At 70.0% G+C, this 24,643-nt stretch carries 23 protein-coding genes; 14 read left to right on the forward strand and 9 right to left on the reverse strand.

Annotated features, from left to right (window positions below; genetic code table 11):
* The first annotated feature begins 345 nt into the window (after positions 1–345).
* The 4 genes from IEY55_RS23170 to IEY55_RS23185 all read left to right on the forward strand — a co-directional run bounded on the left by IEY55_RS23170 (position 346) and on the right by IEY55_RS23185 (position 3,457).
* A complete protein-coding gene (locus IEY55_RS23170) occupies positions 346–936 on the forward strand; it encodes a transglycosylase SLT domain-containing protein (RefSeq protein ID WP_229686665.1) in 591 nt (196 codons plus the stop codon).
* A 328-nt stretch (positions 937–1,264) separates the two neighbouring features.
* On the forward strand, positions 1,265–1,969 hold the full coding sequence (gene fabG, locus IEY55_RS23175; RefSeq protein WP_189060649.1) for a 3-oxoacyl-[acyl-carrier-protein] reductase: 705 nt from the start codon (positions 1,265–1,267) through the stop codon (positions 1,967–1,969).
* 46 nt (positions 1,970–2,015) lie between these two features.
* On the forward strand, positions 2,016–2,783 hold the full coding sequence (fabI, locus tag IEY55_RS23180; RefSeq protein WP_189060650.1) for an enoyl-ACP reductase FabI: 768 nt from the start codon (positions 2,016–2,018) through the stop codon (positions 2,781–2,783).
* A 134-nt stretch (positions 2,784–2,917) separates the two neighbouring features.
* A complete protein-coding gene (locus IEY55_RS23185) occupies positions 2,918–3,457 on the forward strand; it encodes a DUF488 domain-containing protein (protein WP_189060651.1) in 540 nt (179 codons plus the stop codon).
* A gap of 309 nt (positions 3,458–3,766) precedes the next feature.
* Here the strand turns inward: IEY55_RS23185 and IEY55_RS23190 are convergent, their stop codons facing one another.
* From IEY55_RS23190 to IEY55_RS23205, 4 genes are all read right to left on the reverse strand, one after another.
* Complete coding sequence (locus IEY55_RS23190; protein WP_189060652.1) at positions 3,767–4,792, reverse strand: GNAT family N-acetyltransferase; 1,026 nt, start codon at positions 4,790–4,792, stop codon at positions 3,767–3,769.
* A 645-nt stretch (positions 4,793–5,437) separates the two neighbouring features.
* The gene (locus IEY55_RS23195) at positions 5,438–5,950 is read right to left on the reverse strand and encodes a methyltransferase (RefSeq protein WP_308424778.1); all 513 of its coding nucleotides are present in this window, start codon (positions 5,948–5,950) and stop codon (positions 5,438–5,440) included.
* Positions 5,890–6,951 carry a VOC family protein gene (locus IEY55_RS23200; protein ID WP_189060654.1) on the reverse strand — a complete coding sequence of 354 codons (1,062 nt, stop codon included), beginning with the start codon at positions 6,949–6,951 and terminating at the stop codon, positions 5,890–5,892. The genes IEY55_RS23195 and IEY55_RS23200 overlap by 61 nt, the downstream gene beginning before the upstream one ends.
* Positions 6,952–7,085: 134 nt before the next feature.
* Positions 7,086–7,292, reverse strand: coding sequence for a hypothetical protein (locus IEY55_RS23205; RefSeq protein ID WP_189060655.1), 207 nt, complete (start codon positions 7,290–7,292; stop codon positions 7,086–7,088).
* A gap of 207 nt (positions 7,293–7,499) precedes the next feature.
* Here IEY55_RS23205 and lpdA point away from each other — a divergent pair, with 207 nt between their 5' ends.
* Positions 7,500–8,897 carry a dihydrolipoyl dehydrogenase gene (lpdA, locus tag IEY55_RS23210; protein ID WP_189060656.1) on the forward strand — a complete coding sequence of 466 codons (1,398 nt, stop codon included), beginning with the start codon at positions 7,500–7,502 and terminating at the stop codon, positions 8,895–8,897.
* Positions 8,898–9,147: 250 nt separating this feature from the next.
* Here lpdA and IEY55_RS23215 read toward each other — a convergent pair whose 3' ends face one another.
* The gene (locus tag IEY55_RS23215) at positions 9,148–10,566 is read right to left on the reverse strand and encodes an RtcB family protein (RefSeq protein WP_189060657.1); all 1,419 of its coding nucleotides are present in this window, start codon (positions 10,564–10,566) and stop codon (positions 9,148–9,150) included.
* Positions 10,567–10,673: 107 nt separating this feature from the next.
* Entirely contained in the window at positions 10,674–11,117 is a 444-nt protein-coding gene (locus IEY55_RS23220; RefSeq protein ID WP_229686666.1) for an archease, read from the reverse strand.
* Positions 11,118–11,372: 255 nt separating this feature from the next.
* On the opposite strand from IEY55_RS23220, the gene IEY55_RS23225 reads away from it, so the two are divergent.
* Positions 11,373–12,092, forward strand: coding sequence for a DUF4328 domain-containing protein (locus IEY55_RS23225; RefSeq protein ID WP_189060658.1), 720 nt, complete (start codon positions 11,373–11,375; stop codon positions 12,090–12,092).
* Positions 12,093–12,192: 100 nt separating this feature from the next.
* Here IEY55_RS23225 and IEY55_RS23230 read toward each other — a convergent pair whose 3' ends face one another.
* Complete coding sequence (locus IEY55_RS23230) at positions 12,193–12,585, reverse strand: DUF6319 family protein (RefSeq protein ID WP_189060659.1); 393 nt, start codon at positions 12,583–12,585, stop codon at positions 12,193–12,195.
* A gap of 308 nt (positions 12,586–12,893) precedes the next feature.
* Positions 12,894–15,035 (reverse strand): catalase, encoded by a 2,142-nt coding sequence (locus IEY55_RS23235; RefSeq protein WP_189060660.1) that lies wholly within the window; start codon positions 15,033–15,035, stop codon positions 12,894–12,896.
* Positions 15,036–15,460: 425 nt separating this feature from the next.
* Between IEY55_RS23235 and IEY55_RS23240 the strand changes: the two genes are divergently transcribed.
* The 6 genes from IEY55_RS23240 (at position 15,461) to IEY55_RS23265 (ending at position 20,965) form a co-directional block, all read left to right on the forward strand.
* Entirely contained in the window at positions 15,461–15,637 is a 177-nt protein-coding gene (locus IEY55_RS23240; RefSeq protein WP_189060661.1) for a hypothetical protein, read from the forward strand.
* A complete protein-coding gene (locus tag IEY55_RS23245) occupies positions 15,634–16,899 on the forward strand; it encodes a beta-ketoacyl-[acyl-carrier-protein] synthase family protein (protein WP_189060662.1) in 1,266 nt (421 codons plus the stop codon). Before IEY55_RS23240 ends, IEY55_RS23245 begins: the two co-directional genes overlap by 4 nt.
* Entirely contained in the window at positions 16,892–18,166 is a 1,275-nt protein-coding gene (locus tag IEY55_RS23250) for a ketosynthase chain-length factor (RefSeq protein ID WP_308424779.1), read from the forward strand. The genes IEY55_RS23245 and IEY55_RS23250 overlap by 8 nt, the downstream gene beginning before the upstream one ends.
* A 34-nt stretch (positions 18,167–18,200) precedes the next feature.
* Positions 18,201–18,464 carry an acyl carrier protein gene (locus IEY55_RS23255; RefSeq protein WP_229686667.1) on the forward strand — a complete coding sequence of 88 codons (264 nt, stop codon included), beginning with the start codon at positions 18,201–18,203 and terminating at the stop codon, positions 18,462–18,464.
* A 2-nt stretch (positions 18,465–18,466) separates the two neighbouring features.
* Complete coding sequence (locus IEY55_RS23260; RefSeq protein ID WP_189060663.1) at positions 18,467–18,934, forward strand: SRPBCC family protein; 468 nt, start codon at positions 18,467–18,469, stop codon at positions 18,932–18,934.
* Between the two features lie 423 nt (positions 18,935–19,357).
* On the forward strand, positions 19,358–20,965 hold the full coding sequence (locus IEY55_RS23265; protein ID WP_189060664.1) for a beta-N-acetylhexosaminidase: 1,608 nt from the start codon (positions 19,358–19,360) through the stop codon (positions 20,963–20,965).
* A 64-nt stretch (positions 20,966–21,029) separates the two neighbouring features.
* Here the strand turns inward: IEY55_RS23265 and IEY55_RS23270 are convergent, their stop codons facing one another.
* A complete protein-coding gene (locus tag IEY55_RS23270; RefSeq protein ID WP_189060665.1) occupies positions 21,030–21,809 on the reverse strand; it encodes an Fpg/Nei family DNA glycosylase in 780 nt (259 codons plus the stop codon).
* 59 nt (positions 21,810–21,868) lie between these two features.
* On the opposite strand from IEY55_RS23270, the gene polX reads away from it, so the two are divergent.
* Positions 21,869–23,590 carry a DNA polymerase/3'-5' exonuclease PolX gene (polX, locus tag IEY55_RS23275; RefSeq protein ID WP_189060666.1) on the forward strand — a complete coding sequence of 574 codons (1,722 nt, stop codon included), beginning with the start codon at positions 21,869–21,871 and terminating at the stop codon, positions 23,588–23,590.
* A gap of 3 nt (positions 23,591–23,593) precedes the next feature.
* Positions 23,594–24,562, forward strand: a complete 969-nt coding sequence (locus tag IEY55_RS23280; RefSeq protein ID WP_189060667.1) for a CapA family protein — start codon at positions 23,594–23,596, stop codon at positions 24,560–24,562.
* The last annotated feature ends 81 nt before the right edge of the window (positions 24,563–24,643 follow it).

Raw genomic sequence — 24,643 nt, forward strand, 5'->3', positions numbered from 1 at the left:
TGAACAGAAACCGGTGGATCGCCTCGACGTCGTCACTCGATGACAACGCCGGTTCGACGGGGAAGTGGATCTGGGTTTTTCTCCCGTACCGGGTTCTCGGGTTGCGTTACGTGTTGTGGTCCGCGTCTCTTTACTGGATCTGAACGGCAAGGTTGCGAATGAGCGTCACGCTGGCATAGTGGACGGCCGGTAAAACCCCCGACCGCCCCTGCCGGAACGCCGCCCCGAATTCCCGGTGTTTACGGCAGGGGGTGCCCCGAATAATCGATCCTTGCACGCTTCGCATTGCGTGTTTTTTGGCGTGCCGAGCGTCGGGTCGATTCAGAACCAGGAGAAAAAACCCCAGTGATCGTCCCGTTGTCACTGGGCGTGCAGGTTGTCGCCGCCGCGCTGACCATTGGACAGCTCGCGGGGGTGACGGCGCCTGACGCGCCCGCCCCGAAGGACGCCGCCCCGAGCACCGCGGCGCACGCTCCGGCTCCCAGGGCCGTTCGGGCAACGCTTCCCCCGCCCCCACGCAGCGCGGTCGAGCTGCGCCCCGCCACCGACGCCGTCCCCGCCACCACCGCCGCACCGGCGGACCTGGCCTTCTGGCTGGACGTGGCCAGCCAGGCGCTCACCGAGGCCGGTGAGGCCGGGCTGTCCCCGGAGGACCGCGACGCCGCGCTCATCATCGCCGAGCACGAGTCGCACAACCAACCCAGGGCACACAACGGCTGGGACTCCAACGCCGCGGCCGGCACGCCGAGCATCGGCCTCATGCAGGTGATCGGGCCGACCATGGCCGCGTACTGCCTGCCCGGCTTCTGCGAGCAGGCCAACCCGGTCGACTCGATTGTCGCCGCCACCCGCTACGCCCGGTCGCGTTACGGCTCGCTGTCCGGTGTCCCCGGCGTCATCGGCGTCCGGTCCGGTGGCTACTACGTCGGCTACTGAGCCTTCAGCCACGCTTTCGCCCACTCTATTCTGGGTGGCGCCATGCCCGTGCGGTCGTCGTGACGGCGACTGCACGGGCATTTCCCTTGCCGGGCAAAGCTCTCGTTTCGCCGCTGGCGTGAATGCAGAGCGGGGGAGTGATGCGCGTAACGCGACACCCGCCGTGGCGCATGCGGCTAGGTGCTGGCCGGGCCCCTTGTGCGGCGGCAAGCCGCGCAGGGCACATCGGCGCCGGTCATATGTTGTGGATCGGGGCCGTTTCGGGGATACCGGCCGGTAGCGGATAGTGTCGCCGCGATCAGTTCCCATCCCGAGCGAAGGAGCAGTCGTGGCACGGTCCGTTCTGGTCACCGGCGGCAACCGGGGCATCGGCCTGGCGATCGCTCGCGCGTTCGCCGAGCAGGGCGACAGGGTCGCCGTGACGCACCGGGGTTCCGGGGCGCCCGACGGCCTGCTCGGGGTCAAGTGCGACGTCACCGACGCCGCCCAGCTGGATGCGGCGTTCAAGGAGATCGAGGCGGCGCACGGCCCGGTCGAGGTGCTGGTGGCCAACGCCGGCATCACCGACGACACCCTCCTGCTGCGGATGAGCGAGGAGCAGTTCAGCCGCGTCATCGACACCAACCTCACCGGCGCCTACCGGGTCGCCCACCGGGCGGCCCGCGGCATGCTGCGCAAGCGCTGGGGCCGGATGGTGTTCATCTCCTCGGTGGTCGGCCTGACCGGCTCCGCCGGCCAGGTCAACTACGCGGCGAGCAAGGCCGGCCTGGTCGGCCTCGCCCGCTCGGTAGCGCGCGAGCTGGGCTCCCGCAACATCACCGCCAACGTCGTCGCCCCCGGCTTCGTCACCACCGACATGACCGCGGAGCTGCCCGAGGAGCGCAAGAAGGAGATCCTCGCGCAGGTCCCGCTGGGCCGCTACGCCGAGCCCGCCGAGGTGGCCGCCGCGGTCACCTGGCTCGCCTCCGACGCCGCCGGCTACGTCACCGGCGCCGTCATCCCGGTCGACGGCGGTCTCGGAATGGGCCACTGACCCGCACTGCCGCCGCTGAATACCCGCCCCATCGGAGGATCGTGAAGTGACCGGACTGCTGGAAGGCAAGCGGCTGCTGATCACCGGCGTCATCACCGACGCCTCGATCGCGTTCCACGTCGCCAAGGTGGCCCAGGAACAGGGCGCCCAGGTCGTGCTCACCGGCTTCGGCCGGCTGCGGCTGGTGGAGACGATCGCCAAGCGGCTGCCCGAGCCGGCCCCGGTGATCGAGCTCGACGTCACCAACGACGAGCACCTGGACACCCTGGCCACCCGGGTAGCCGAGCACGTCGACGGCCTCGACGGCGTGCTGCACTCCATCGCCTACGGCCCGCCCTCCACCCTCGGGGAGGACTTTTTGGCCGCCCCGTGGCAGGACGTGGCCACCGCCGTGCAGGTGTCGGCCTACTCGCTGAAATCGCTGACCACCGCCTGCCTGCCGTTGATGCCTCACGGCGGATCCGTGGTCGGCATGGACTTCGACGCCCGCGTCGCCTGGCCGGCCTACAACTGGATGGGCGTGGCCAAGGCCGCGCTGGAGTCCACCACCCGCTACCTGGCCCGCGACCTCGGGCCGCGGGGTGTCCGGGTCAACCTGGTCGCGGCCGGCCCGGTGCGCACCATGGCCGCCAAGTCCATCCCCGGCTTCTCCGAGCTGGACAGCGCCTGGGAGAAGCGCGCGCCGCTGGGCTGGGACGTCACCGACCCGACCCCGGTGGCCAAGGCGTGCTGCGCCCTGCTGTCGGACTGGTTCCCGGCCACCACCGGCTCCATGGTCTGGGTCGACGGCGGTGTGCACGCCCTCGGCATGTGACCGTTGCGCGCTGGCTGGCCCGGTGTCCGTTGCCCGGACACCGGGCCAGCGCCTGTCTGGAAAACCTTCCTTGCCCGCTCCGGCGGGAGCTGCTCCGTGGTGAGTCCCCGGGCCGAGCGGGGCACCCTGAAGGCATGGGTTCGCCCCTGCTGACGTTCGGGCACGGCACCGCGAGCGCCGAGCAGATCGTCGAGCTGCTCCACGGCGCCGGGGTTCGTGCGCTGGTCGATGTGCGTACGGCGCCGGGCAGCCGGCGTAACCCGCACGTCGTGCGGGAGGAGCTGGACCGGTGGCTTCCCGAGCACGGCATCGGCTACCGCTGGGAAAAACGGCTCGGCGGTTGGCGGAAAGCCCGGCCCGACTCACCTGACGCCGCGCTGCGTGAGCGGGCCTTCGCCGGCTACGCGGCGCACATGAGGTCGCCGGAATTCCACGCCGCGATCGACGAGGTACTCGCCAGTGCCGAACGGGTCGCCGTGATGTGCGCGGAGAGCCTGTGGTGGCGGTGCCACCGGCGGATGATCGCCGACTTCGTCGAACTGTGCCGCAATGTCCCCGTCCTGCACCTCGGGCACGACGGCAAGCTGAAACGCCACGTGCCGATGGACATCGCCCGCCTCCGCCCCGACGGCCTGCTCGTCTACGACGGGGGCCAGGACTCCCTCTTCGGGTAGCCCGTGCGCAGAGTCGACGGCGTCCCAGATCAATGCTGCCGTGCGGTGACTAGCGGAAGATATGGTCTGTGCTTCGGTCGGAAAGGTGTCACGGGCGCTAACCCAGCGGGACCAACACCCGTGACAATGCGGCGGACTGTCGCGCCGAAAGATGACAGCTTGCCGTTGCCGTACTAGCGACGCTGCGTCGATCGTGGTCGGTTTTCGCCCAGCAGTCTTCTCAGCAGGATGTCGATGTCGGTCGAATCGCCTTCCACCATGCGCCTCGACATCTTCCGCGGGTAAACGTTGTGTACACCGCGTGACGGACTATCGGGTTGGTTGCATCGACGGCCCCGACGGCGGCAGCCAGTACCCCGCACTGCAGTAATCAATCGGACCGAAGGTGGACTTGAAGCGGGTCACACCCGTACCGGGGTAGGTGTCACCGAGGTGAAAGAACTCCCGTCCTTCCTCACACGCACGTTCGATGGCCAACGCATGGAGGTAGGTCTGGCCGTGGACGGGGCCGGACACGTTCTTGTCCATGGCGCTGTGCCAAGCGTAGGTGTAGGCACCGTGCGATAAGGTGATCATCGCGGTGGCGGGATTTCCCTTGTGCCACAGCACCCACACCTGACACGTCGACCCGAGATGGCGAGGGACCGCTTGGAAACGTCGTGAGGGGTACTTGCGGTTCACCCGAAGCCGAGTCAGCCATGACGGGCCTCGCCCCTGCTCCGCCCACCGGTCGACAGACCGTCGGTAAAGGCGTTCGAACACCGGAAGCAGCCGGCCGGTCGAATCGCATTCGACGGTCAGCTCGGCGCGTCGCGCCCTGCGGATCTGCTTCCGCTTCGAGTCACTGAAGCCCTTCCAGACCACGTCGATACCGCCGCGCAGATCGATCGTCTGTACAAGGCGGGGATTACGTCGCGCCGAGGTCGGGATGATCGCCGACCACACGTCATCATGGATCGGATGCGGCCGGAAGTAGGTAGGGCGAAGTGACTGGCCGGCCAGCCGCGCGACCACCGCCTCGGCCTGCTCCTTGCTGATTCGTCCCCCCGCACACAGCACGCCGCCGATGTCCCACCCCACCGGCCACGACCCGTGGACCGCCAGCCGGGGCGGGACCCCCCGCTTCCGCACCAGCGGAACGAGGATTCGGTGCCCATCCGGCCACTCGTAGAGCTGGCTGACATCGGTGTACCGGCCGCCGTCGCAGACCGCGTCGAGCCACTCCGGTGTCTGGGTGGGCATTGTGTGGGGATCGGAGTCCGCCAGGCTCCGCCACACCTCCCGTGGTGCCGGGCTGGTCACCCGGACCTCCGCCAGCGACGCTGACCTCGACACGGCCGTCCTCCTCTACCACAGTGCTGTTCGGACCGGATCCCACGACCGACCGGCAACCGGCGTCCTCCCGGGGATGTGTGCTCGCACCGGTGCGGTGAAGTCCAGCACGGCAGGACACCTCATGTCGTGGTTGTGGCTGGAGGGACCGGTCGCGGGCTGGTGGCCGGAAGCAGGTCCCGGGTGTTCAACCCAGGCCCGACGGTCCGGGGTGAACCGGTCCAGCGCCACGCACAGGTCCGCGGGCGGGCCGGCCAGGAAGGCGTCGAAGCGGCGCCCCACCGCGCTGCGGGTCCGGCTGCCAGGCCGACGTCGTAGCGGGTGACGTCGTCGGGAAGGCGCGCCTCGGGCTCGACCCTGCCGGCAATGGCGAACACTCCGGCCGCGCCCAGTTCGACCAGCTCCCGAGCCAGCCGAACCAGACCCGACCGGACACTGTTGACGGTATGCAACCACGTACCGGCCGGGCACGTTGGGGTTTCGTGGTACAGAACGTGATTCGGGAAAACAGGTGCGGGGACATCGGAGCGGAAGGGGAGAGGATCACGACGTGTCACGACTTACTTTGACTGGCTACTTCTACCCGGCATCCGTGTCAATTCACGGTCGACAAGGTCGAACGTGGGTTGCTGGCTGATTTTCGGCACGTCATCCAAGCGGTTCTCGGATCCGCTCGGTGGTCGATGCCGGGCCGTCTGCCGCCCCCGAGCCGGCCGGTTCGACGACGCGGAACTCGACAATCGAGCCGCCGGCAGGTAGCAGGGAGCAGGATCCGAGTGTCAGCCCCGCCCGGGCGGCGAGGTCACCGAGGTGCGCCAGGGTGCGTTTTCCGCCGCCGGTGAGTACGAGCATGCGCAGGTCGTGCGCGGTGGCCACGCGACGGTCGACGCTCGCCGTGGGCGAGTCGTGGGTGTCCTCGCCCATCAGCCTCTCGGCGACGAGCACGCGGTTGCCGGCACCGGCCGCCTCGGCGCAGCGACGCAGCAACACAGTGGCGTGCTCGTCGTTCCAGTCCGCGATGACGCGCGAGAGCAGGTACACGTCACCGCCGGGGGGCAGCGCGGAGAACATGTCCGCCACGACCACGTCGGTACGGTCCGTCAGGCCCTGGTCGGCCAAATACTGTCGTGCCTGTGCCGCGGTTCCGGCCTGGTCCACCACGGTGCCGCGAAGAGGTGGGGATGAGCCAGCAGGATCTCGGCGAGCACGGCTCCGGTGCCCCCGCCAACGTCGACGACGCGGCGCACGCCGCTCCAGTCATACCCCTGGGCGACCCCGTCGGTCGAGCGCGGTACCTCGGCCATCAGCCGGTCGAAGGCTCGGGTGCGCTCCGGATCGGCGGCGAGATCGCTCCAGAACGGCAGCCCGTGCACCGACACGTACGCGGGTCCCGCGGTGCGGATGCTCTCGGTCAGCCGCGGATACGTGGCCTCCAGCCGGCCGGCGATTCCCTCGGCGTCCAGCCACTGCCACCACCCGGAGGGATGGTCCCGGGTGAGCAGACGTGCGGTGGGTGTCAACCCGTACGCCTCGGGGGAGGATTCGACGAAGACACCACGGCAGGCCAGGAACTGCAACAGACGTCGGAGCGCGTGCGGGTCGGCACCGGCCGCTTCTGCGAGACCTGCCAGCCCGACGGTGCCCGACGCGATGTGGTCGGCCAGACCCAGTGCCACCGCGGCGCGGATCGCGAAGGGCGTCAGCGCGTCAGTGAGCGCCTGAAGCTGTCGGTCGGGGTCGGCGTCGACATGACCGGGCACCACGGGTGCGATGGCCTCGCCCTCACCGTGGCCGGTGCCGGCTGGCTGGGTGACCGCCCACCGGTGGCCGTCCAGATCGGCCACCACGTAGCTACGGTCGCCGTTCGGGTGCCCGAAAGGCTCGGTCAGGATCTGTGCCCCGGCGTGCCTGGCGCGTTCGTGGTGGGAGTCCACCTTCTCGACGGAGAGGTGCTGAAGCTGGTGAACGTGCCCGCGTGGCCCCACATAGCCGGGACCCCCGTCGGCGATCGAGACAACGGCGTCGTTCCATGCCAGGTCGACGCGGTCGAGGTCACCGTCGTCATTCACCTTCCGGTTGATTTCGCGAAAGTTGAAAGCCCGCTGGTACCAGTCCAGTGCCGCCGCCACGTCGGACGAGTACAGCTGGAGCGCGATGCCCATCGTTGGTGGTCTCCTCCCCGTAGTGCGGTGGTATGTCGTTTGCGCCTCCGACGGGGCAATCGTGCGGTAGGTCGGTGATGACGTCATAGGTGACGTCTCGGCGCACGGAACAGTTCCTCTGGTGCGTGGCAAGATCAGCCACACGCCAGCGCCGGCTTTGTTGGAATCGAAATACTCCATACTGGTTTTGACAGTGCCGTTGCCGGAAGTTTTCGGCTGACGTGGTGGAGTGCGGGGACGGCCAGAAGGATGAGGCCGGTGAGGGCCAGCGAAAGCGCCGCGTTGCCGAGGGCGAGCAGCTGGCGAACAATGCCGGCGCGCTGACCGAGGAGACGCCCCACGCTCGCTCCTAGTCGATCTTGTACCAAATTTGTACGGAAGCCCCTGGATGGGGCGGTTCGCCGGTCGCACGGGCCCATCCCGGTCACCGTCGGAAGGGCCTGGGACGTGTCCGGCCGTCGCCCCGCGCTCGTCTGGGTGAGGCGCGACGAGGATGGGGCGGACCACCGGAACCGGCGCGAGCCGGGGCCGGAACATATGGTTCGGGCATGACTCACTTCGACGTGGTGGTCCTGGGAGCGGGACCGGGTGGGTACGTCGCCGCGATCCGGTCCGCCCAGCTCGGCCTGCGTACCGCGATCATCGAGGAACGCTACTGGGGCGGTGTCTGCCTCAATGTCGGCTGTATCCCCTCCAAGGCGTTGCTGCGCAACGCCGAGCTGGCCCACATCGTCACCAAGGAGGCCAAGACCTTCGGCATACGCGTCCAGGGCCAGGTCGACTTCGACTACGGCGAGGCGTTCCGGCGCAGTCGCAAGGTCGCCGACGGCCGCGTCAAGGGCGTGCACTTCCTGATGAAGAAGAACGGCATCACCCAGTACCAGGGGCGAGGTACGTTCACCGACGCGAACACGATCCAGGTGGCGGTCAACGGCGGTGGCACCGAGACCGTCACGTTCGACCACTGCATCATCGCGGCGGGGGCGACGCCGCGGCTGCTGCCGGGCACCTCGCTCAGTGCGCGGGTGGTGACTTACGAGCAGCAGATCATGACCGAGGAGCTGCCGGGCAGCATCGTCATTGCCGGTGCGGGCGCCATCGGCGTGGAGTTCGCCTACGTGCTGCACAACTACGGCGTGCAGGTGACGATCGTCGAGTTCCTGGACCGGATGGTCCCGCTGGAGGACGCCGAGGTCTCGGCCGAGCTGGCCAAGCGGTACCGGCGGATGGGCATCGAGGCGCACACCTCCACCCGGGTGGAGGCCATCGACGACAGTGGGCCCAAGGTGCGGGTCACCGTGTCCAAGGACGGCCAGCAGCAGGTCCTGGAGGCGGACAAGGTACTGCAGGCGATCGGCTTCCAGCCCAACGTGCAGGGCTACGGCCTGGAGAACACCGGGGTCCGGCTGACCGAGCGCGGCGCCATCGACGTCGACGGCCGGTGCCGCACCAGCGCGCCGCACATCTTCGCCATCGGCGACGTCACGGCGAAGCTCATGCTCGCGCACGCGGCCGAGGCCATGGGCATCGTGGCGGCGGAGACCATCGCCGACGCCGAAACCATGGAACTCGACTACGTGATGATTCCGCGGGCCACCTACTGCCAGCCGCAGGTCGCCAGCTTCGGCTGGACCGAGGAGCAGGCCCGCGAGCGGGGTTTTGACGTCAAGGTGGTGAAGTTCCCGTTCACCGCCAACGGGAAGGCGCACGGGCTCGGCGACAGCGGTGGGTTCGTCAAGGTGCTCAGCGACGCCAAACACGGCGAGATCCTGGGCGCCCACCTGATCGGGCCGGACGTCACGGAGCTGCTGCCCGAGCTGACCCTGGCCCAGCAGTGGGACCTCACGGTGCACGAGGTGGCGCGCAACGTGCACGCGCACCCGACGCTGGGGGAGGCCGTCAAGGAGGCCGTGCACGGCCTCGCCGGCCACATGATCAACTTCTAGCGCACGCCCACCCGACGGCCCGTCGTCCCCGCCCCGGGACGGCGGGCCGCCCGGCACAACGCCACCCCGACCAGCACCGCCAGCATCCCCATGTCGACCACGAGCAGGACCCACACGGCGCCGATTCTGTGGCGGCACAAGAAGATTGGGCCGACCCTGTCCATGGCGTGGGGATGTCTGCGCGGTGCAGAGTCGCGGCGGGTGCTGCTTGTGGACTTCGATGTCAAGTCCACTGCTCGATCGACAGCGATCATCCCTTGACGACGCCGATGGGGACCAGGCGGGCAACCTTGCGGCACAGCCCGGCACCTTCGGCCGTGTCGACCACGGCGTCCACGTCCTTGTACGCCGAGGGCGCCTCCTCGGCCAGGCCGCGCCAGGAGGTCCCGCGCACCGCGATGCCCCGGGCCTCCAGCTCGTCCCGCAGCCTGCGCCCGCTGACGGAGCGCAACGCCTGGTGCCGGCTGCGCACCCGGCCGGCCCCGTGGCAGGTGGAGTGGAAGGCCCCGCCACCGGCCACCCCGGCGAGCACGAACGAGGCGGTGCCCATCGTGCCCGGGATGAGCACGGGCTGGCCCACGGGCGCCAGGTCGGGCGGCAACTCCGGATCCCCGGGGGGCAACGCCCGGGTCGCGCCCTTGCGGTGCACGCAGAGCCGGCGTCGCTTCCCGTCCACCTCGTGCGTCTCGATGGCGGCCACGTTGTGCGAGATGTCGTAGACCAGGTCCAGCTCGGCGGTCGTGTGCCGGGCGAAGGCGTGACGGGTGGCCTCGGTGAGCAACTGCCGGTTGGCGCGCGCGTAGTTGGTGGCGGCGGCCATGGCACCCAGGTAGGCACGCCCCTCGGGCGAGTTCGCCGGGGCACACGCGAGCTGGCGGTCGGGCACGGTGATGCCGTAGCGCGACATCGCCGCCTCCATCGTCCGCACGTGGTCGCTGCACACCTGGTGCCCGAGGCCACGCGACCCGCAGTGGATCATCACGCACACCTGGTCCGGGTGCAGCCCGAACGCCCTCGCCGCCGCCTCGTCGTAGATCTCCGCGACCACCTGCACCTCAAGGAAGTGGTTGCCGGAGCCGAGGCTGCCCACCTGCCCCAGACCGCGCTCCACCGCCCGGGCACTGACCCGGTCCGGGTCCGCCCCGGCGATGGCGCCGCCGTCCTCGCAGCGTTCGAGATCACGAGCCACCCCGTGCCCGACCTCGACCGCGTAGCGGGCCCCCGCACGCAGCACGTGCTCCAGCTCGCGGTGACCGGACACGTGCCACACGCCGCCCCCGTGCATCCCGCGCGGGATCGTCCGGTCGAGCGCGTCCATCAGGCCGTCCAGGTGCGGGACCAGCTCGGCCCGGTCGAGGCCGGCGGCGAGCAGCCGGACCCCGCAGGAGATGTCGAACCCGACCCCGCCGGGGGAGATCACTCCGTCGGCGTCGATGTCGGTCGCCGCCACGCCCCCGATCGGGAAGCCGTAGCCCCAGTGCACGTCGGGCATCGCATAGGAGGCCCGCACGATCCCCGGCAGCGCCGCCACGTGGATGACCTGCTCCAGGGACTTGTCGTGGTCGGGGTCCGGGAGCAGGGCCCGGGACGCGAACACGACACCCGGCACCCGCATCGTGCCGAAGGGCTCGATGCGGAACCGGTAGGGGCTCTCCGCCACGATCTTCATGGTCGTCTCCCGTGCTCGTGCACCGCCCCCGCGGAACCGGCCGACGGCCGGAACCCGGCGGGCGCACGGCCCGCTCCGCGCCGGTCAGGCGCTCGCCGGCACGGACCTCACACGTCAACGGTGACCGAACAGCACCAACCGTCCAGGGTGGGCTCGAACCGCAGCTCGTGTAGGGACACCGCCTTGGGCACCGGGCCGATGAGGACCGCGCCGGCGATGTCGACCGCCTCGAAGCGCAGCCTGGCCCCCTCCGGGGTGGCGGTCACCTCGGCTCTGCTGGGCAGCTCCCGGGCGGTGTCCAGGTGGTAGATGATCTCGTCGAGCACGGCCACGAGCAGGTCGCTGTCGCTGGTCGCCACGACCGCCCGCTCCCGGGTGCCCACCGGCTGGGCGGCCTCGAGGTCGGCGAAGCTGCCCACCAACGCGCGCACGGCCTCGGCGGCGCACCGCTCCCGCGTCGGGCCCCACGCCTCGAGGCGGAGGTCGGCGGTGTGCGGCACGATCCGGTGCCCGGCGTCCGCTGCTGTGCTCATGGCATGCCTTGCGGGCATGGTGCTCCTCCGGTCCGCCCCCAGTGTCCTCGTTCCCCGCGCCGGGCGCAGCGTCGCACGCGCGTTTTGCGTCGAAGGGAGGACGAACGAATAACGGTTTGCGCGGACGATCGGGCCGGACGGTAAAGTGATCGCCGAAGTTGGGGTTTTGTTTCTGGGTCCCGTTGTGCCTGCGACGGAACGAGCTGCATGGGGATTGTCACATTGGATAATCGTTCGCCGGTCGTTCCGCCGGCCAGCTTCGGTGCGCCCTCGATGTCCGAACTCGTCGACTACCGGCCGGTACGAGGAATCGCGATCGCGGCCGTCGCGTTGGTCCTGCTGTCGGCGTTCCACACCGCGCTCGGCATGGGTGCCCGGTGGTACATCTATTTTGGCGGCGGTGCCGTCGACCCGTTCTCCGTGTGGCAGCGACTCTTCCGCTACCTTGCGTTGCCCGGGCTGTTGCTCGAGATCGCGGCGCCGGTCGTCTTCATTGTTTGGTTGTGGCGGGCCAGGAACAATGCCGAGCTCCGGTGTCGGGCACCGCACCGGTTGGCGCGCGGCTGGACCATCGGGGGCTGGTTCTGTCCGATCGTCCAGCTCTGGTTTCCCCTGATCCTGATGATCGACGTGTGGCGTGCGAGCGACCCGCGTACCCCGGCGGACGCGGGCGAGCTCGGCGTGGGGAGGCGGAGCTGGCTGGTCTACGGCTGGTGGATCGCCTGGATGCTCGCTGCGGCCATCAACGTGGCGTCGGGGTTGGTGTCCTGGGGCCAGACCGGCTGGAGCACGCTCCTCGCCCTGACGACGGTGTCCGCCCTGCTCACCGTCGCCGCGGCGATCATGGTCGCGCTCATCGTCCAGACGGTCACCGGATGGCAGACGACCACGCCGTTCGTCCCGTGGTGGGAGGCGCAGGCAGCACAGCCGGTCACACCCGTGCCGGCGCCGCTACCGACGCCCGCACCGGAGCCGGACGTTCCCCGTGACTGACCCGCGCATGCGAACGGCCCCCGACCTCGTGGGACGGGGGCCGTTCGACACCGGCGGCCCCGCCTTTGCCATCAGGTGAGACGACAGGCGGGGCCCGGCCTCACTCCGACAGCTCGGCGAGTGCGGCCTTCACGCGCTGCAGTTCGGCCTCGAGTTCCTCCATCCGAGCCCGGTGCTGCTCCCGTGCCTCGCTGAGCACGGTCTCGATGCCGTCGAAGATGTCCGAGTGCAGCTCCTTGGCGGCACGGGAGACCGCGGCCGCGGAGATCGGCAGGCCACGCACGACCCGGGTGGTGCCGTGCACCAGGTCGGCCTGCCAGTCGCCGTCCGCCGTGCCGGTCACGGTCAGGGTCAGGGAGACCGTGCGCGTCTTGCGCGCGGTGCTCTTCTTGCGGGTCTTGTTGGCGCCGCCCGAGCCCGCCTCGGCCTTCTCCGGGGCCGGGGACGCGTCGTCGGCAGCGGCGGCCGGCGGCGTGGGCGCAGTGTTGGTCATGACGTCTTCACCCTGTTCCTGCTGGCCCACGGTGTCGTGCTGAGCAGGCGAATCCGAGCCCACGATCGTTTTCCTTCCGACCAGGTCGACTAGCTGGGACCGCGGCTGGACGGGCCGGGCGGACCGCCGAGCCGCAGGGCGCATGTTAGAACACCCGTTCGACGTTGCTTCCAGCGTCCACTATGGACCCGTCCAGAACGTCGTGACCTGGAGCGTTGCCGGTTGCGGCGAATGTCGCAAGGCTTCTGCCGCGAAGCGTCGGGAGCGAGTCGGCGGGCAGTGCCCGCCGACGTCCGTCCAGCCGCCCGTCATGCCGGGACCGCGTCCGTGGGGCGCTCCCACGCCCGGTGCCGGGCCAGCTCCGCGCGGAGCGCCTCGGCGAACTCGGTGGCCAGGTCCTCACCGGCAACGGGGGTGGTCACCACGCCCTGGTCGACCACGACGCCCGCACCGTCCCGGGCCAGGCTGGCGGAAACCCAGGGCTGGTCGAGCAGGTCGACACCGGTACCGAAGGCGGCGACCGGCTTGTGGTGCTTGTATGCCTCGGCAATGAAATGCATGGCATAGCCGTTGTCGGCCAGGGCTCGCACGCTGTCCGGACCGCAGGGAACCACCACACCGTCGTATAGCACCGACGCCATGGTCGTGATGGCTCGGTCGACCGTCAGATCGTCACCCTCGACGGTGTGCACGGTGCCGTCGCTCGGCGCCAGGAGTTCCGGGACGACCTGGTGCTCACGGAGCCATGCCACGAGCCTGCTCACGCCGGCCCCGTCCACGCCGTCCGCCACGAGCACGGCGACCTGCCGGGTGGCGGCCGACTCCATCGCCGTGCTGAGCTGGCTCAGCGCCGGCGAGCTGCGGCCGTGGTTGTCCACCACCGCCGCCGGGGGCTCGGGCCCCCCGATGCCCCGCGCGACCAGGACCGCCAGCTCGTGGTCGACGTGGTTGAGCCGGTCCACCACGGTGGCCCGCACCGACCGGTCCGTGACCCTGCCCAACTCGAACTGGAACGCCGCGACGATGTGCTTGCGCTCGGGCTCACTCATGCTGTTCCAGAACAGGGTTGCTTGGCTGGTGAAGTCGAGGAAGCTGTTGCTGCGACGTCGGATCTTGTGCCCCTCCACCTTCTCCTGGTAGTGCGAGAACACGTCGGGACCGGGCCCGGCGATTTCCGGGTAACCGTCGGAGAGCGCGTTCTCACTGTAGCTGGTCCGTCCTTTGTGGATGAGGTGCTGGTGATAACCGTCGCGTTGGTTGTTGGTGACAGGCACGACCGGACTGTTCACCGGGATCTGGGGGAAATTGGGGCCACCCAGCCGGATGAGCTGGGTGTCGAGGTAGGAGAAGTTCCGGAACTGCAGTAGCGGGTCGTTGGTGAAGTCGATGCCGGGAACGAGGTTCGCGGTATGGAACGCAACCTGCTCGGTCTCGGCGAAGAAGTTGTCCGGGTTACGGTTCAAGGTCAACCGACCCACCGGCTGGACCGGCACCACCTCCTCGGGAATGATCTTCGTCGCGTCGAGCAGGTCGAAGTCGAAGGCAAACTCGTCTTCCTCCGCGACCAGCTGTACTCCCAGCTCATACTCCGGATGGTGGCCGCGTTCGATCGCGTCCCACAGGTCGCGCCGGTTGTAGTCCGGGTCCTTGCCGGCGATTTTCTGGGCCTCGTCCCACACCAGCGAGTGCGTACCCAGCACCGGAGTCCAGTGGAACTTGACGAACGTTCCCTTCCCTTCGGCGTTCACCAACCGGAACGTGTGCACGCCGAATCCCTGCATCATCCGGTAGCTGCGGGGCAGGGCCCGGTCGGAGATCAGCCACATGACCATGTGCAGGGTCTCGGGCTGCTGGCCCACGAAATCCCAGAACGTGTCGTGCGCGGCCTGTGCCTGCGGGATCTCGTTGTGCGGTTCCGGTTTCAGCGCGTGCACGAGGTCGGGAAACTTGATGCCGTCCTGGATGAAGAAGACCGGGATGTTGTTGCCGACCAGGTCGTAGTTCCCTTGCTGCGTATAGAATTTCGTCGCGAAACCACGCACGTCCCGAACCGTGTCGGCCGAGCCGCGCGAGCCCGCGACGGTGGAGAAGCGGACGAAGACCGGGGTCCGCACCGAAGGGTCCGCCAGGAACTCCGCGACCGTGTACGGCACCAGCCGGTCGTCGTAGGGCTGGAAGTACCCGTAGGCCCCGGCGCCACGGGCATGCACCACGCGTTCCGGGATCCGTTCGTGGTCGAAACGCGTGAGCTTCTCCCTGGCATGGAAGTCCTCCAACAGGGTCGGGCCGCGCTCGCCGGCCTTGAGCGCGTCATCGGTGTGGTCGACACGCACTCCCTGGTCGGTGGTGAGCTCGGACCCGGTGAGGTCGACGCGGACCGCGTCGAGCTGGCGTTGCTTGTCGTCCGTGCCCGGGGATGTGTCGTCGGGAGGACCGGGCTGGGCTGCCATGACCTACCTCCAAGATCGCGTTGCTCGTGCGGCGGTGGCTGCCCCGCGGCCTACCCTCGGCCGTCGGCGGGGAAACCGCAGGTGGGGCAGGTCGGTCGAGGGGAGTAACCAGACCGGACGCACTGCGGCGTTGTGCGCAACGGCCAGGACACGGTGGGAGCAGCGCTGCGGGTTTCCGCAACCGCGGTCACTTCGTTCCATGTCGCTCGTCCGGACGCGGTGTCGCGGGAGCGTCCCGGGGATCGACCGGTGCGGCGCCGCTACACATCCGTTATCACCACCGTCATGCGAAGGAGTGGGTGACGACACCTGGGGGGGTGACGGAGGTTGAGGAGCGGGGCCGGTTAGGCGTTGCCTTCCCGCCGAACCCGGCAGGAACTCACTTGCAGAACGCGACTTGTAACCGACTTGCACGGAGGCTTCCGGTGACCCGCAGGACCCGCCCGGTCCGGCTCAGGATCGCCGCGTTGGCGGCCGCCCCGAACCCCGCTACCGTCCGCCGGCTGCTGAGCCGCGTCGAGCAGCGCCGCACCGACCGCACCGACCCTCCTCCGGGCACCCAGCCCCCGCACCGGCCGGACCTGCCGGGGGGCGAACCGTGAGCAGAGCGGCCGTCACCGGCCTGGGCGTGGTCGCCCCGGGTGGCATCGGCGTCAAGGAGTACTGGGAGCTACTCACCGCCGGTCGCACCGCGACCAGGACCATCACCCACTTCGACCCGAACGGCTTCCGTTCCCGGATGGCCGCCGAGTGCGACTTCGAACCGGCCCATCATGGCCTGTCGCCCCAGCAGATCCGGCGCATGGACCGCTGCGCACAGATGGCCGTCGTGGCCGCCCGCGAGGCGTTGACCGACAGCGGCGTGCTCGGTGAGGCCCCACCCGAGCGCATCGGGGTGAGCCTGGGCAGCGCGGTGGGCTGCACCGTGAGCCTGGAGCGGGAGTACGTGGTGGTCAGCGACGGCGGCGCCCGCTGGGAGGTGGATCCCGGCTACGGCGCCCCACACCTCTACCACAGCCTCGTGCCCAGCTCGGTCGCTGCCGAGGTCGCCTGGGTGGCCGAGGCCGAGGGCCCGGTCACCATGGTCTCCACCGGCTGTACCTCCGGCCTCGACGCGGTGGGGCACGGTGCCCGGCTGGTGGCGGACGGTCAGGCCGACGTCGTGGTGGCCGGGGCGGCCGACGCCCCGATCTCCCCCATCACCGTGGCCTGTTTCGACGCCATCAAGGCCACCTCGCCCAGCAACGACGACCCCCAGCACGCCAGCCGGCCCTTCGATCTGGAGCGCAACGGTTTCGTGCTCGGGGAGGGCGCGGCCGTGCTGGTGCTGGAGTCGCCCGAGCACGCCGCCCGCCGGGGCGCCCGCGTCTACGCCACGATCGATGGTTTCGCCAACCGCTGCAACGCGTTCCACATGACCGGCCTGAAGCCCGACGGCGTGGAGATGGCGGAGGCGATCCGGCTGGCGCTGGCCGAGGCCGGGTTGCCCGCCTCAGCCGTCGACTACGTCAACGCGCACGGGTCCGGCACCAAGCAGAACGACCGGCACGAGACCGCGGCGATCAAGCGCGCCCTCGGCCCCCACGCCTACGACACCTGCGTCAGCTCCATCAAGTCGATGGTGGGTCACTCCCTCGGCGCGATCGGCTCCCTGGAACTGGCCGCCTCGGTACTGGCCATCCACCACGACGTCGTGCCGCCGACGGCCAACCTACACACCCCCGACCCCGAGTGCGACCTGGACTACGTTCCCCTGACCGCGCGGGAGAAACCGGTCGACGTCGTGCTGTCGGTGGGCAGCGGGTTCGGCGGCTTCCAGACCGCGGTCGTGCTGCGGGCTCCCGGGGAGGCCACGGGTGAGTGAACCGGGGACGCCGATTGCCGTGGTGACCGGCATGTCCGCGGTGACCGCGATCGGGGTGGGGCTGGAAACCTACTGGGCCAACCTGCTCGACGGTGCCTGCGGCATCCGACCGCTGTCCCGCTTCGACACCACCGGCTACCCCACGCGACTCGGTGCGGAAGTGGTGGACTTCGACAGCAGGGCGGTGCCCGGCCGGCTGGTCGTCCAGACCGACCGCTGGACGCACTTCGGGCTGTGGGCGGGCGAGCAGGCCCTCGCCCATGCCGGGCTCGACCCGGCGCAACTGCCCGGCTACGCCCTGTCCGTGCACACCGCCAGCTCCTCGGGCGGTAACGAGTTCGGCCAGCACGAGATGCAGGGACTGTGGTCGGTCGGCCCGCAACGAGTCGGGGCCTACCAGTCCATCGCCTGGTTCTACGCAGCCACCACCGGCCAGCTGTCCATCCGGCACGGCATGAAGGGCTGGTGCGGGGTCCTGGTGGCCGAGCAGGCCGGCGGCCTGGACACCTGCGCCCAGGCGCAACGGGCCCTGGCCCAGGGCTCGGCCGTGGTGCTCACCGGCGCGACCGAGGCCCCGCTCGCGCCCGCGGTCCTGACCTGCCACATCGCCAGCCGCCTGGTGAGTACCGCCGACGACCCGCAACGCGCGTACCTGCCCTTCGACGAGGCGGCGAACGGGTTCCTGCCCGGGGAGGGCGGGGCGATGCTCGTCGTCGAGCCAGCCGATCGTGCGCGCACCCGCGGCGCCCACCGCTACGGGGTGATCGCCGGCCACGCAGCCACCTTCGACCCGAGACCGGGCAGCGACCGGCCGCCCCGCCTCCGGCACGCCGTCGAACAGGCGCTGGACGACGCCGACGCGCGGCCCGGCGACATCGACGTGGTGTTCGCCGATGCCCATGGCAGCCGGCCGGCCGACCAAGCCGAGGCACGGGCACTCACCGAGGTGTTCGGCCGGTGCGGCGTACCGGTCACCACCACCAAGGCGGCCACCGGGCGACTGGCCGCCGGCAGCCCCGCGCTCGACGTCGTCACCGCGTTGCTGGCGATGCGGGACGGGGTGCTGCCGCACGTGGTCAACGTGCACCGGCCGGCCGTCGACCTCGACCTGGTGCTGGGGGCACCCCGCCCGGCACGACCGCGCACGGCGCTGGTGCTCGCCCGCGGATACGCCGGCTTCAACTCAGCGCTCGTGGTACGGGCCCCGGAGCCGGATCCGCGGCATCCGGGAAGCACCGAGCAGGGGACAGCAAGCAGCGCGCAGTAACCGAGAAAGCACGAGAGCAGGGAAGGAACACCTTTTGCTGGCCGAGAAGTTCACACTCTCCGATCTCATCGAGATCATGCGGGCCCGCGCCGGGGTCGCCGAGGGGGTGCGGTTGGACACCGCCATCGGTGACACCAGCTTCCTGGAGCTGGGCTACGACTCGTTGGCCGTGCTGGAGATCCAGGCCCGGATCGCCGAGCGGGTCGGCGTGTCGATGCCGGACGACGCGGTCTCCCGCATGCCCACCCCGAACGCCGCGGTCGAGTTCGTCAACCAGCAGCTGGCGCAGGGGCGGTGACCATGGCCGGGCACACCGACAACAGCATCGTCATCGCGGCACCGTTCGATCTCGTCTGGGAGCTGACCAACGACGTCACCCGCTGGCCGCGGCTGTTCACCGAGTACGCCGCGGCCGAGGTGCTGGAGCGGACCGAGGACACCGTGCGGTTCCGCCTCACCATGCACCCGCAGCCGGACGGCACCGTGTGGAGCTGGGTGTCCGAACGGCGGATGGACCGGGCCGCCCGCGAGGTCCGCGCCCGCCGGATCGAGCTCGGTTGGTACGAGTACATGCACCTGCACTGGACCTACGCGGAGGTGCCGGGCGGGGTGTTGATGCGCTGGCGGCAGGATTTCGAGGTCCGTTCCGACGCGCCGGTCACCACCCAGCAGATCCAGGAGAAGATCAACCGGAGTACCAAGATCCAGATGGCGCACATCAAGGAGCGGGTCGAGGAGCACCACGCCGAGCTCTGCCGGTCGTCCTGAACGGCCGGAACCGACCCGCGACCGGGCCGGGGGTGCCGGAGGTCCCCTCCCCGCCGGCACCCCCATCCCCTCCCGCGCCCACCATGAGCCGCGGCCCCGGCCACCGCCGGACAGCGTGACCGTCACGAATCCGGTGGCGCGACACCGACTCGGCACGCGGCGGGTAGGCGCCGTTGCTGGTTCCCGGCGTGCTCGAATGGCAGGGTCGGCGCAGCACCGCACGGCGTCCAGTCACACTCCTCCGTTCACTCCGCGACCCTCACCCGGGCGTACTACTACCTAACGTGGCCGCAGCGATGGCCTACGTCGCCATTCGGTGGTCATGCCGCTTACCCCGGTCGGGGAAGCAACATTGACATTCGGTGGATGACTGCTCACTCTGAGTTTGCCCCTGTCAGTGGCTGCCGCCGGGGAAGGACGGTCATGAGTCGCCGAAACGCCGCGGCATGGCGTGTCCTGCTCGCGTTGCTCGCCATCTCCCTGCTGCTGTCCGGTGCCATCTCCTCCGCGTCACCGGTGTCCCCCCGTGCGGCGCTGACCAGCTACGCCGACATCGTCCCGGCTCCGATGGACGCCCGCCCGGGCGACGGCGCCCCGTTCACCCTGCACCCGGGCAGCGTCGTTTCCGTCGAGCGAGGGTCGCCCGAGGCGGCGGATGTCGCAGAGCACCTCGTCGGCATACTCCGCCCGTCCACCGGATACCTGCTGCCCATCGTGCCCGCCACCGAGATCCCGCGGGGGAGCAACGAGGGCATCGCCCTCCTGCTCTCCGATGTCGACCCCGCCGTGGGGGAGGAGGGCTACCGGCTCGACGTGACCGAGCGGTTGGTGGTCATCCGGGCACGCACGGCCGATGGCTTGTTCGCCGGGGTGCAGACCCTGCGCCAGTTGCTGCCGCCGAAGGTGGAGAGCCGGGCGGTGCAGGCCGGGCCGTGGCAGGTTCCGGCCGGTCGCGTGCTCGACCGCCCGAGGTTCACGCACCGGGGTGCCATGCTCGACGTGGCACGGCATTTCATCCCCGCCGAGGACATCAAGCGCTACATCGACCAGATCGCGCTCTTCAAGATCAACCGCCTGCACCTGCACCTCACCGACGACCAGGGCTGGCGCATCGAGATCAAGAGCTGGCCGCGACTGGCGACCTACGGGGGCAGCACCCAGGTGGGCGGTGGTCCCGGCGGGTACTACACGCAGGAGGAGTACCGCGAGATCGTCGAGTACGCGCGGCTGCGACGTATCACCGTGGTGCCCGAGATCGACATGCCCGGGCACACCAACGCGGCCTTGGCCTCCTACGCCGAGCTGAACTGCGACGGCGTGGCACCTCCGCTCTACACCGGCACCGACGTCGGCTTCAGCTCCCTGTGCGTGCCGCGGGAGATCACCTACCAGTTCATCGACGACGTCATCCGCGAGGTGGCGGCCCTGACGCCGGGTCCCTACCTGCACATCGGCGGCGACGAGGCGCACGCCACGGATCCCGTCGAGTACCTGTACTTCATGGCGCGGGTGACGCCGATCGTGCAGAAGTACGACAAGGTGCTGGTCGGGTGGAACGAGATCGCCAAGACCGACCCGCCGGAAGGCTCGCTGGTGCAGTACTGGCACCTGAGCCAGACGAACGACGAGGTGGTCGAGGCCGTACGGCAGGGGAGCCGGGTCGTCATGTCCCCCGCGAAGCACGCCTACCTGGACATGAAGTACCACCCGGGCACCCCGCTCGGGTTGACCTGGGCCGGCTACATCGAGGTCGCCGACGCCTACGGCTGGGATCCGGGCACGTACCTGGCCGGGGTCGACGAGTCGGCGATCGCCGGGGTGGAAGGTCCACTCTGGACGGAGACCATCACCAACCTGGACGAGATCGAGTTCATGGCCTTCCCGCGGCTGGCCGCGCTCGCCGAGCTGGCGTGGTCGCCCAAGGACGTGCACGGCTGGGAGGAGTTCCGGCACCGGCTGGGCGCGCAGGGACCACGGTGGCGCGTGATGGGCGTGGACTTCTACCCCTCATCGCAGGTTCCGTGGCGCTGAGCGAGCACCGGCAGGAGATGTCCGAATCCGGACGTGCCAGGCATTTCTCGTTCCGTACGGCTGCTCAGCCCGGTTGGCAGCGCTGACACCAGACGGTGCCGCGGCCACTGAGCCGACGCCGGGACAGCGGGGTGCCACACCGAGGACACGGGGCGTCCGGGGAGTCCCGGGCGCCGGTGAGCCATGAGCGACGGGGTGGCACCCGGCCGGTGGGGACGGCGGCGCGCAGGACCCGGCGCATCGTGTCGAACAGCACCCGGCGCCGGGCGTCGTCGAGCCGGTCCACCGGAGTCCACGGGGAGATGCGGGCCTGCCAGAGGATCTCGTCGGCGAGCAGGTTGCCCAGCCCGGCCAGAACCGACTGGTCGGTCAGGACGGACTTCACCCGGCCCCGCCGGCCGCGCAGCCGCTCCGTGAAGTCCCGGCGCGTGACGGACAACGCGTCCGGCCCGACCTTGGCCAGCAGCCCGGCGACCTCATCGGGCTCGTGGGCCAGCCGCACGCCCTGCAGCTTGCGCATGTCGCGGTACCGCAGCTCACCCCGGTCGAGCACGAATATCACTCGATCGTGGCGGTGGGGTGCCGCTTCCGTCCCGCACCAGTGCAGGGAGCCGGTCATCCCGAAGTGCAGGAGCACGGTCGGGCCGTCGGTGTGCGCGAGCAGCCATTTGCCGTGCCGCTCCGGCTCGTCGAAACGGTGCCCCCGCAGCGCGCGGTCGAGCGTGCCCGCCCCCACACCCCGGAGCACACCCGGATCGACGACCCGCACCCGCTCGATCCGGCGGCCCACCCCGTGCTCGGCGAGCACCCGGCGGAAGCCCTCCACGTCCGGCAGCTCGGGCACGTCGGCAGAGATACCCGCCGGGGGCGGCGGGTATGCCCACCTCGCCCTAGACTCGGGGCATGGCCCGACCGAACGACGAGGTCGGGGCCCTGCTCCAGGAGTACTCCGACCTCATCTCCATCACCGGAGGCGACGAGTTCAAGGCGCGGGCGTACGAGAAGGCCGCGCGCGCGGTCGCCGGGTACCACGAGGATGTCTCCCGGCTCGACGTCAGGAAGTTGCGGGAGATCCCCAACGTCGGCAAGTCGATCGCGGACAAGGTCGTCGAGTACCTGCGGACCGGTCAGGTGCGGGTCGTGGAGGAGCTGCGCGCGAAGATCCCGGCCGGAGTGCGCGAGATGATCGCGATCCCCACGCTGGGACCGAAGAAGGCGATGCTGCTGTACCGCGATCTGGGCATCTCCTCGGTGGACGAGCTGGTGCACGCCATCCACAGCGAGCGGCTGCGCGAGCTGAAGGGGTTCGGACCGCGTACGGAGGAGAACATTCTGCACGGCATCCAGGTACTGCAGCAGGCCGGCGGTCGGGTGCACCTCAACGTCGCCACCGAGGTCGCCGACGAGATCGTCGCGGAGCTGTCCGCGGTCACCGGCTGCTCCCGCTGCTGTTACGCCGGATCGCTGCGCCGGTTCCGGGAGACCGTCGGCGACGTCGACGTGCTGGCCGCGGCGAAGGACCCGGGCAAGCTGATGCGTGCCTTCTCCCAGATGTCCACAGTGGACGAGGTCATCGCGCACGGGGAGAAGAAGACCTCGGTTCGCACCACCAAGGGGCTCCAGGTGGACCTGCGGGTCGTACCGCCGGAGGCGTGGGGCGCGGCGCTGCAGTACTTCACCGGTTCCAAGCAGCACAACATCCGGACCCGGGAGATGGCGGTGCACGCCAGGTTGAAGCTCTCCGAGTACGGCCTGTTCGACGTCGAGACCGGCGACCTGGTGGTGTCCGAGACCGAGGACGAGGTCTACCAACGCCTCGGGCTGCCGTGGATCCCGCCGCCGCTCCGCGAGGACCGTGGCGAGATCGAGGCCGCGCAGCGGGGCGAGCTGCCCGACCTGGTGAGCCTGGACGACATCCGAGGCGACCTGCACACCCACACCAACCTCACCGACGGACTGTCCACACTGGAGGAGATGGTGCGGGAGGCGGCCCGCCGCGGATACTCCTACTACGCGGTCACCGACCACGCGCCCAACCTCTACATGCAGCGGATGTCCGACGACAAGATGCTGGCGCAGCGCGAGGAGGCGCGGCGACTCGACGGCAAGCACCGCCGGATGCGGCTACTGCACGGCACGGAGCTGAACATCGACCCGGACGGGGAAGTGGACTGGCCGCACGACTTCCTGGCCGGGTTCGACCTGTGCGTCGCGTCCGTGCACTCGCACTTCACCCAGCCCGCAAGGGAGATGACCCGGCGCATCGTGCGCGCCTGCGAGAACCCCTACGTCAACATCATCGGCCACCCGACCGCCCGGCTCATCGGCCGTCGTCCCGGGGTCGATGCCGACCTCGACGAGGTGTTCCGTGCCTGTGCCCGCACCGGCACCGCCCTGGAGATCAACGCCTACCCGGACCGCCTCGACCTCAACGACGAGAACATCCTGCGTGCCAAGCATTTTGGGGTGAAGTTCGCGATCAACAGCGACTCGCACTCGGTGGTGCACCTGGGGTTCCTCCGCTACGGGGTGGGCACCGCGCAGCGCGGCTGGCTCACCGCCGAAGACGTCATCAACACCTGGCCACTGCGTCGACTGCGTACCTTCCTCCGTAAGGGGAGGTGAGCGATGTCGGTGCGGGTCGCGCTCGCGGGCGACACGATGCTGGGTCGTGGCGTTGCCGAGCAGCTCCGCGAACGCCCGGCCCGGGAGCTGTTCGCCCCAGGGGTGCGCAAGGCCGTCGCCGATGCCGACCTGTTCCTGCTCAACCTGGAATGCTGCGTCTCCAAGCGGGGCACGCCGTGGCCCGATCCGGACAAGATGTTCTGGTTCCGCGCGCCACCCGCCGCGGCGGACCAGCTGGCCGCGCTCGGGGTCGACTGCGTGACCCTGGCCAACAACCATGCCCTCGACTTCGGCCACACCGCCCTGCTGGACACCCTGCGGAACCTGGAACGCGTCGGGATCCGTTTCGTCGGCGCCGGCGGGGACCTGGCGCGGGCCCGCGCCGAGGCCGTGTTCACGCTCGGCGGGCTCCGGTTGGCCGTCCTCGGGGTGACCGACCACCCCGCCGACTACGCGGCGGGGTCCCAGACGCCCGGCGTGGCCCACGTGAATTTGCGGCAGGGACCGCCGCGGTGGCTCACCGAACGGGTCCGCCGGCTCCGGGACGAGGGCGACCTGGTGCTCGTCACCCCGCACTGGGGACCCAACATGGTGGCCGAGCCGCTGCCCTACGTCCGGAACTCGGCCGCCAGCCTGGTCGAGGCCGGCGCCAGCGTGGTCGCCGGGCACTCCGCGCACGTCTTCCACGGGATCGCCGGCCCGGTCCTGTTCGACCTCGGCGACTTCCTGGACGACTACGCGGTCCACCCGGTGCTCCGCAACGACCTCGGACTGCTGTTCGTGCTCACCCTCGACGAGCGGGGGCTGGACCACGTGGAGGCCGTGCCCCTCGCGCTGGACTACTGCCACACCCGGCTCGCCGGCCCCACCGAGTACGCCTGGATCCGGGACCGGTTCGCGTTGGCCTGCGCCGCCCTCGACAGCACCGTCACCGACGAGGGCGACCATCTGCGCGTGTGCTGCCGCTCGTAGGAACGTTTCCGGTGGGTGCGGCGGGGTAGTCGTTCGACACCAGGGCCGACAAGCGGAAAGGCGGACACCGCCGACGGCCAG

Origin of the sequence: Longimycelium tulufanense (assembly GCF_014645795.1) — a bacterium.
Lineage (GTDB): Bacteria > Actinomycetota > Actinomycetes > Mycobacteriales > Pseudonocardiaceae > Longimycelium > Longimycelium tulufanense.

Coding starts and splice junctions, on each gene's coding strand:
- IEY55_RS23260 (WP_189060663.1), top strand. CDS start 18,467: ATGGCCGGGCACACCGACAACAGCATCGTCATCGCGGCACCGTTCGAT.
- IEY55_RS23230 (WP_189060659.1), bottom strand. CDS start 12,585: ATGACCAACACTGCGCCCACGCCGCCGGCCGCCGCTGCCGACGACGCG.
- lpdA (WP_189060656.1), top strand. CDS start 7,500: ATGACTCACTTCGACGTGGTGGTCCTGGGAGCGGGACCGGGTGGGTAC.
- IEY55_RS23280 (WP_189060667.1), top strand. CDS start 23,594: ATGTCGGTGCGGGTCGCGCTCGCGGGCGACACGATGCTGGGTCGTGGC.
- polX (WP_189060666.1), top strand. CDS start 21,869: ATGGCCCGACCGAACGACGAGGTCGGGGCCCTGCTCCAGGAGTACTCC.
- IEY55_RS23200 (WP_189060654.1), bottom strand. CDS start 6,951: ATGGGCATCGCGCTCCAGCTGTACTCGTCCGACGTGGCGGCGGCACTG.
- IEY55_RS23235 (WP_189060660.1), bottom strand. CDS start 15,035: ATGGCAGCCCAGCCCGGTCCTCCCGACGACACATCCCCGGGCACGGAC.
- IEY55_RS23265 (WP_189060664.1), top strand. CDS start 19,358: ATGAGTCGCCGAAACGCCGCGGCATGGCGTGTCCTGCTCGCGTTGCTC.
- IEY55_RS23220 (WP_229686666.1), bottom strand. CDS start 11,117: ATGCCCGCAAGGCATGCCATGAGCACAGCAGCGGACGCCGGGCACCGG.
- IEY55_RS23225 (WP_189060658.1), top strand. CDS start 11,373: ATGTCCGAACTCGTCGACTACCGGCCGGTACGAGGAATCGCGATCGCG.
- IEY55_RS23185 (WP_189060651.1), top strand. CDS start 2,918: ATGGGTTCGCCCCTGCTGACGTTCGGGCACGGCACCGCGAGCGCCGAG.
- IEY55_RS23215 (WP_189060657.1), bottom strand. CDS start 10,566: ATGAAGATCGTGGCGGAGAGCCCCTACCGGTTCCGCATCGAGCCCTTC.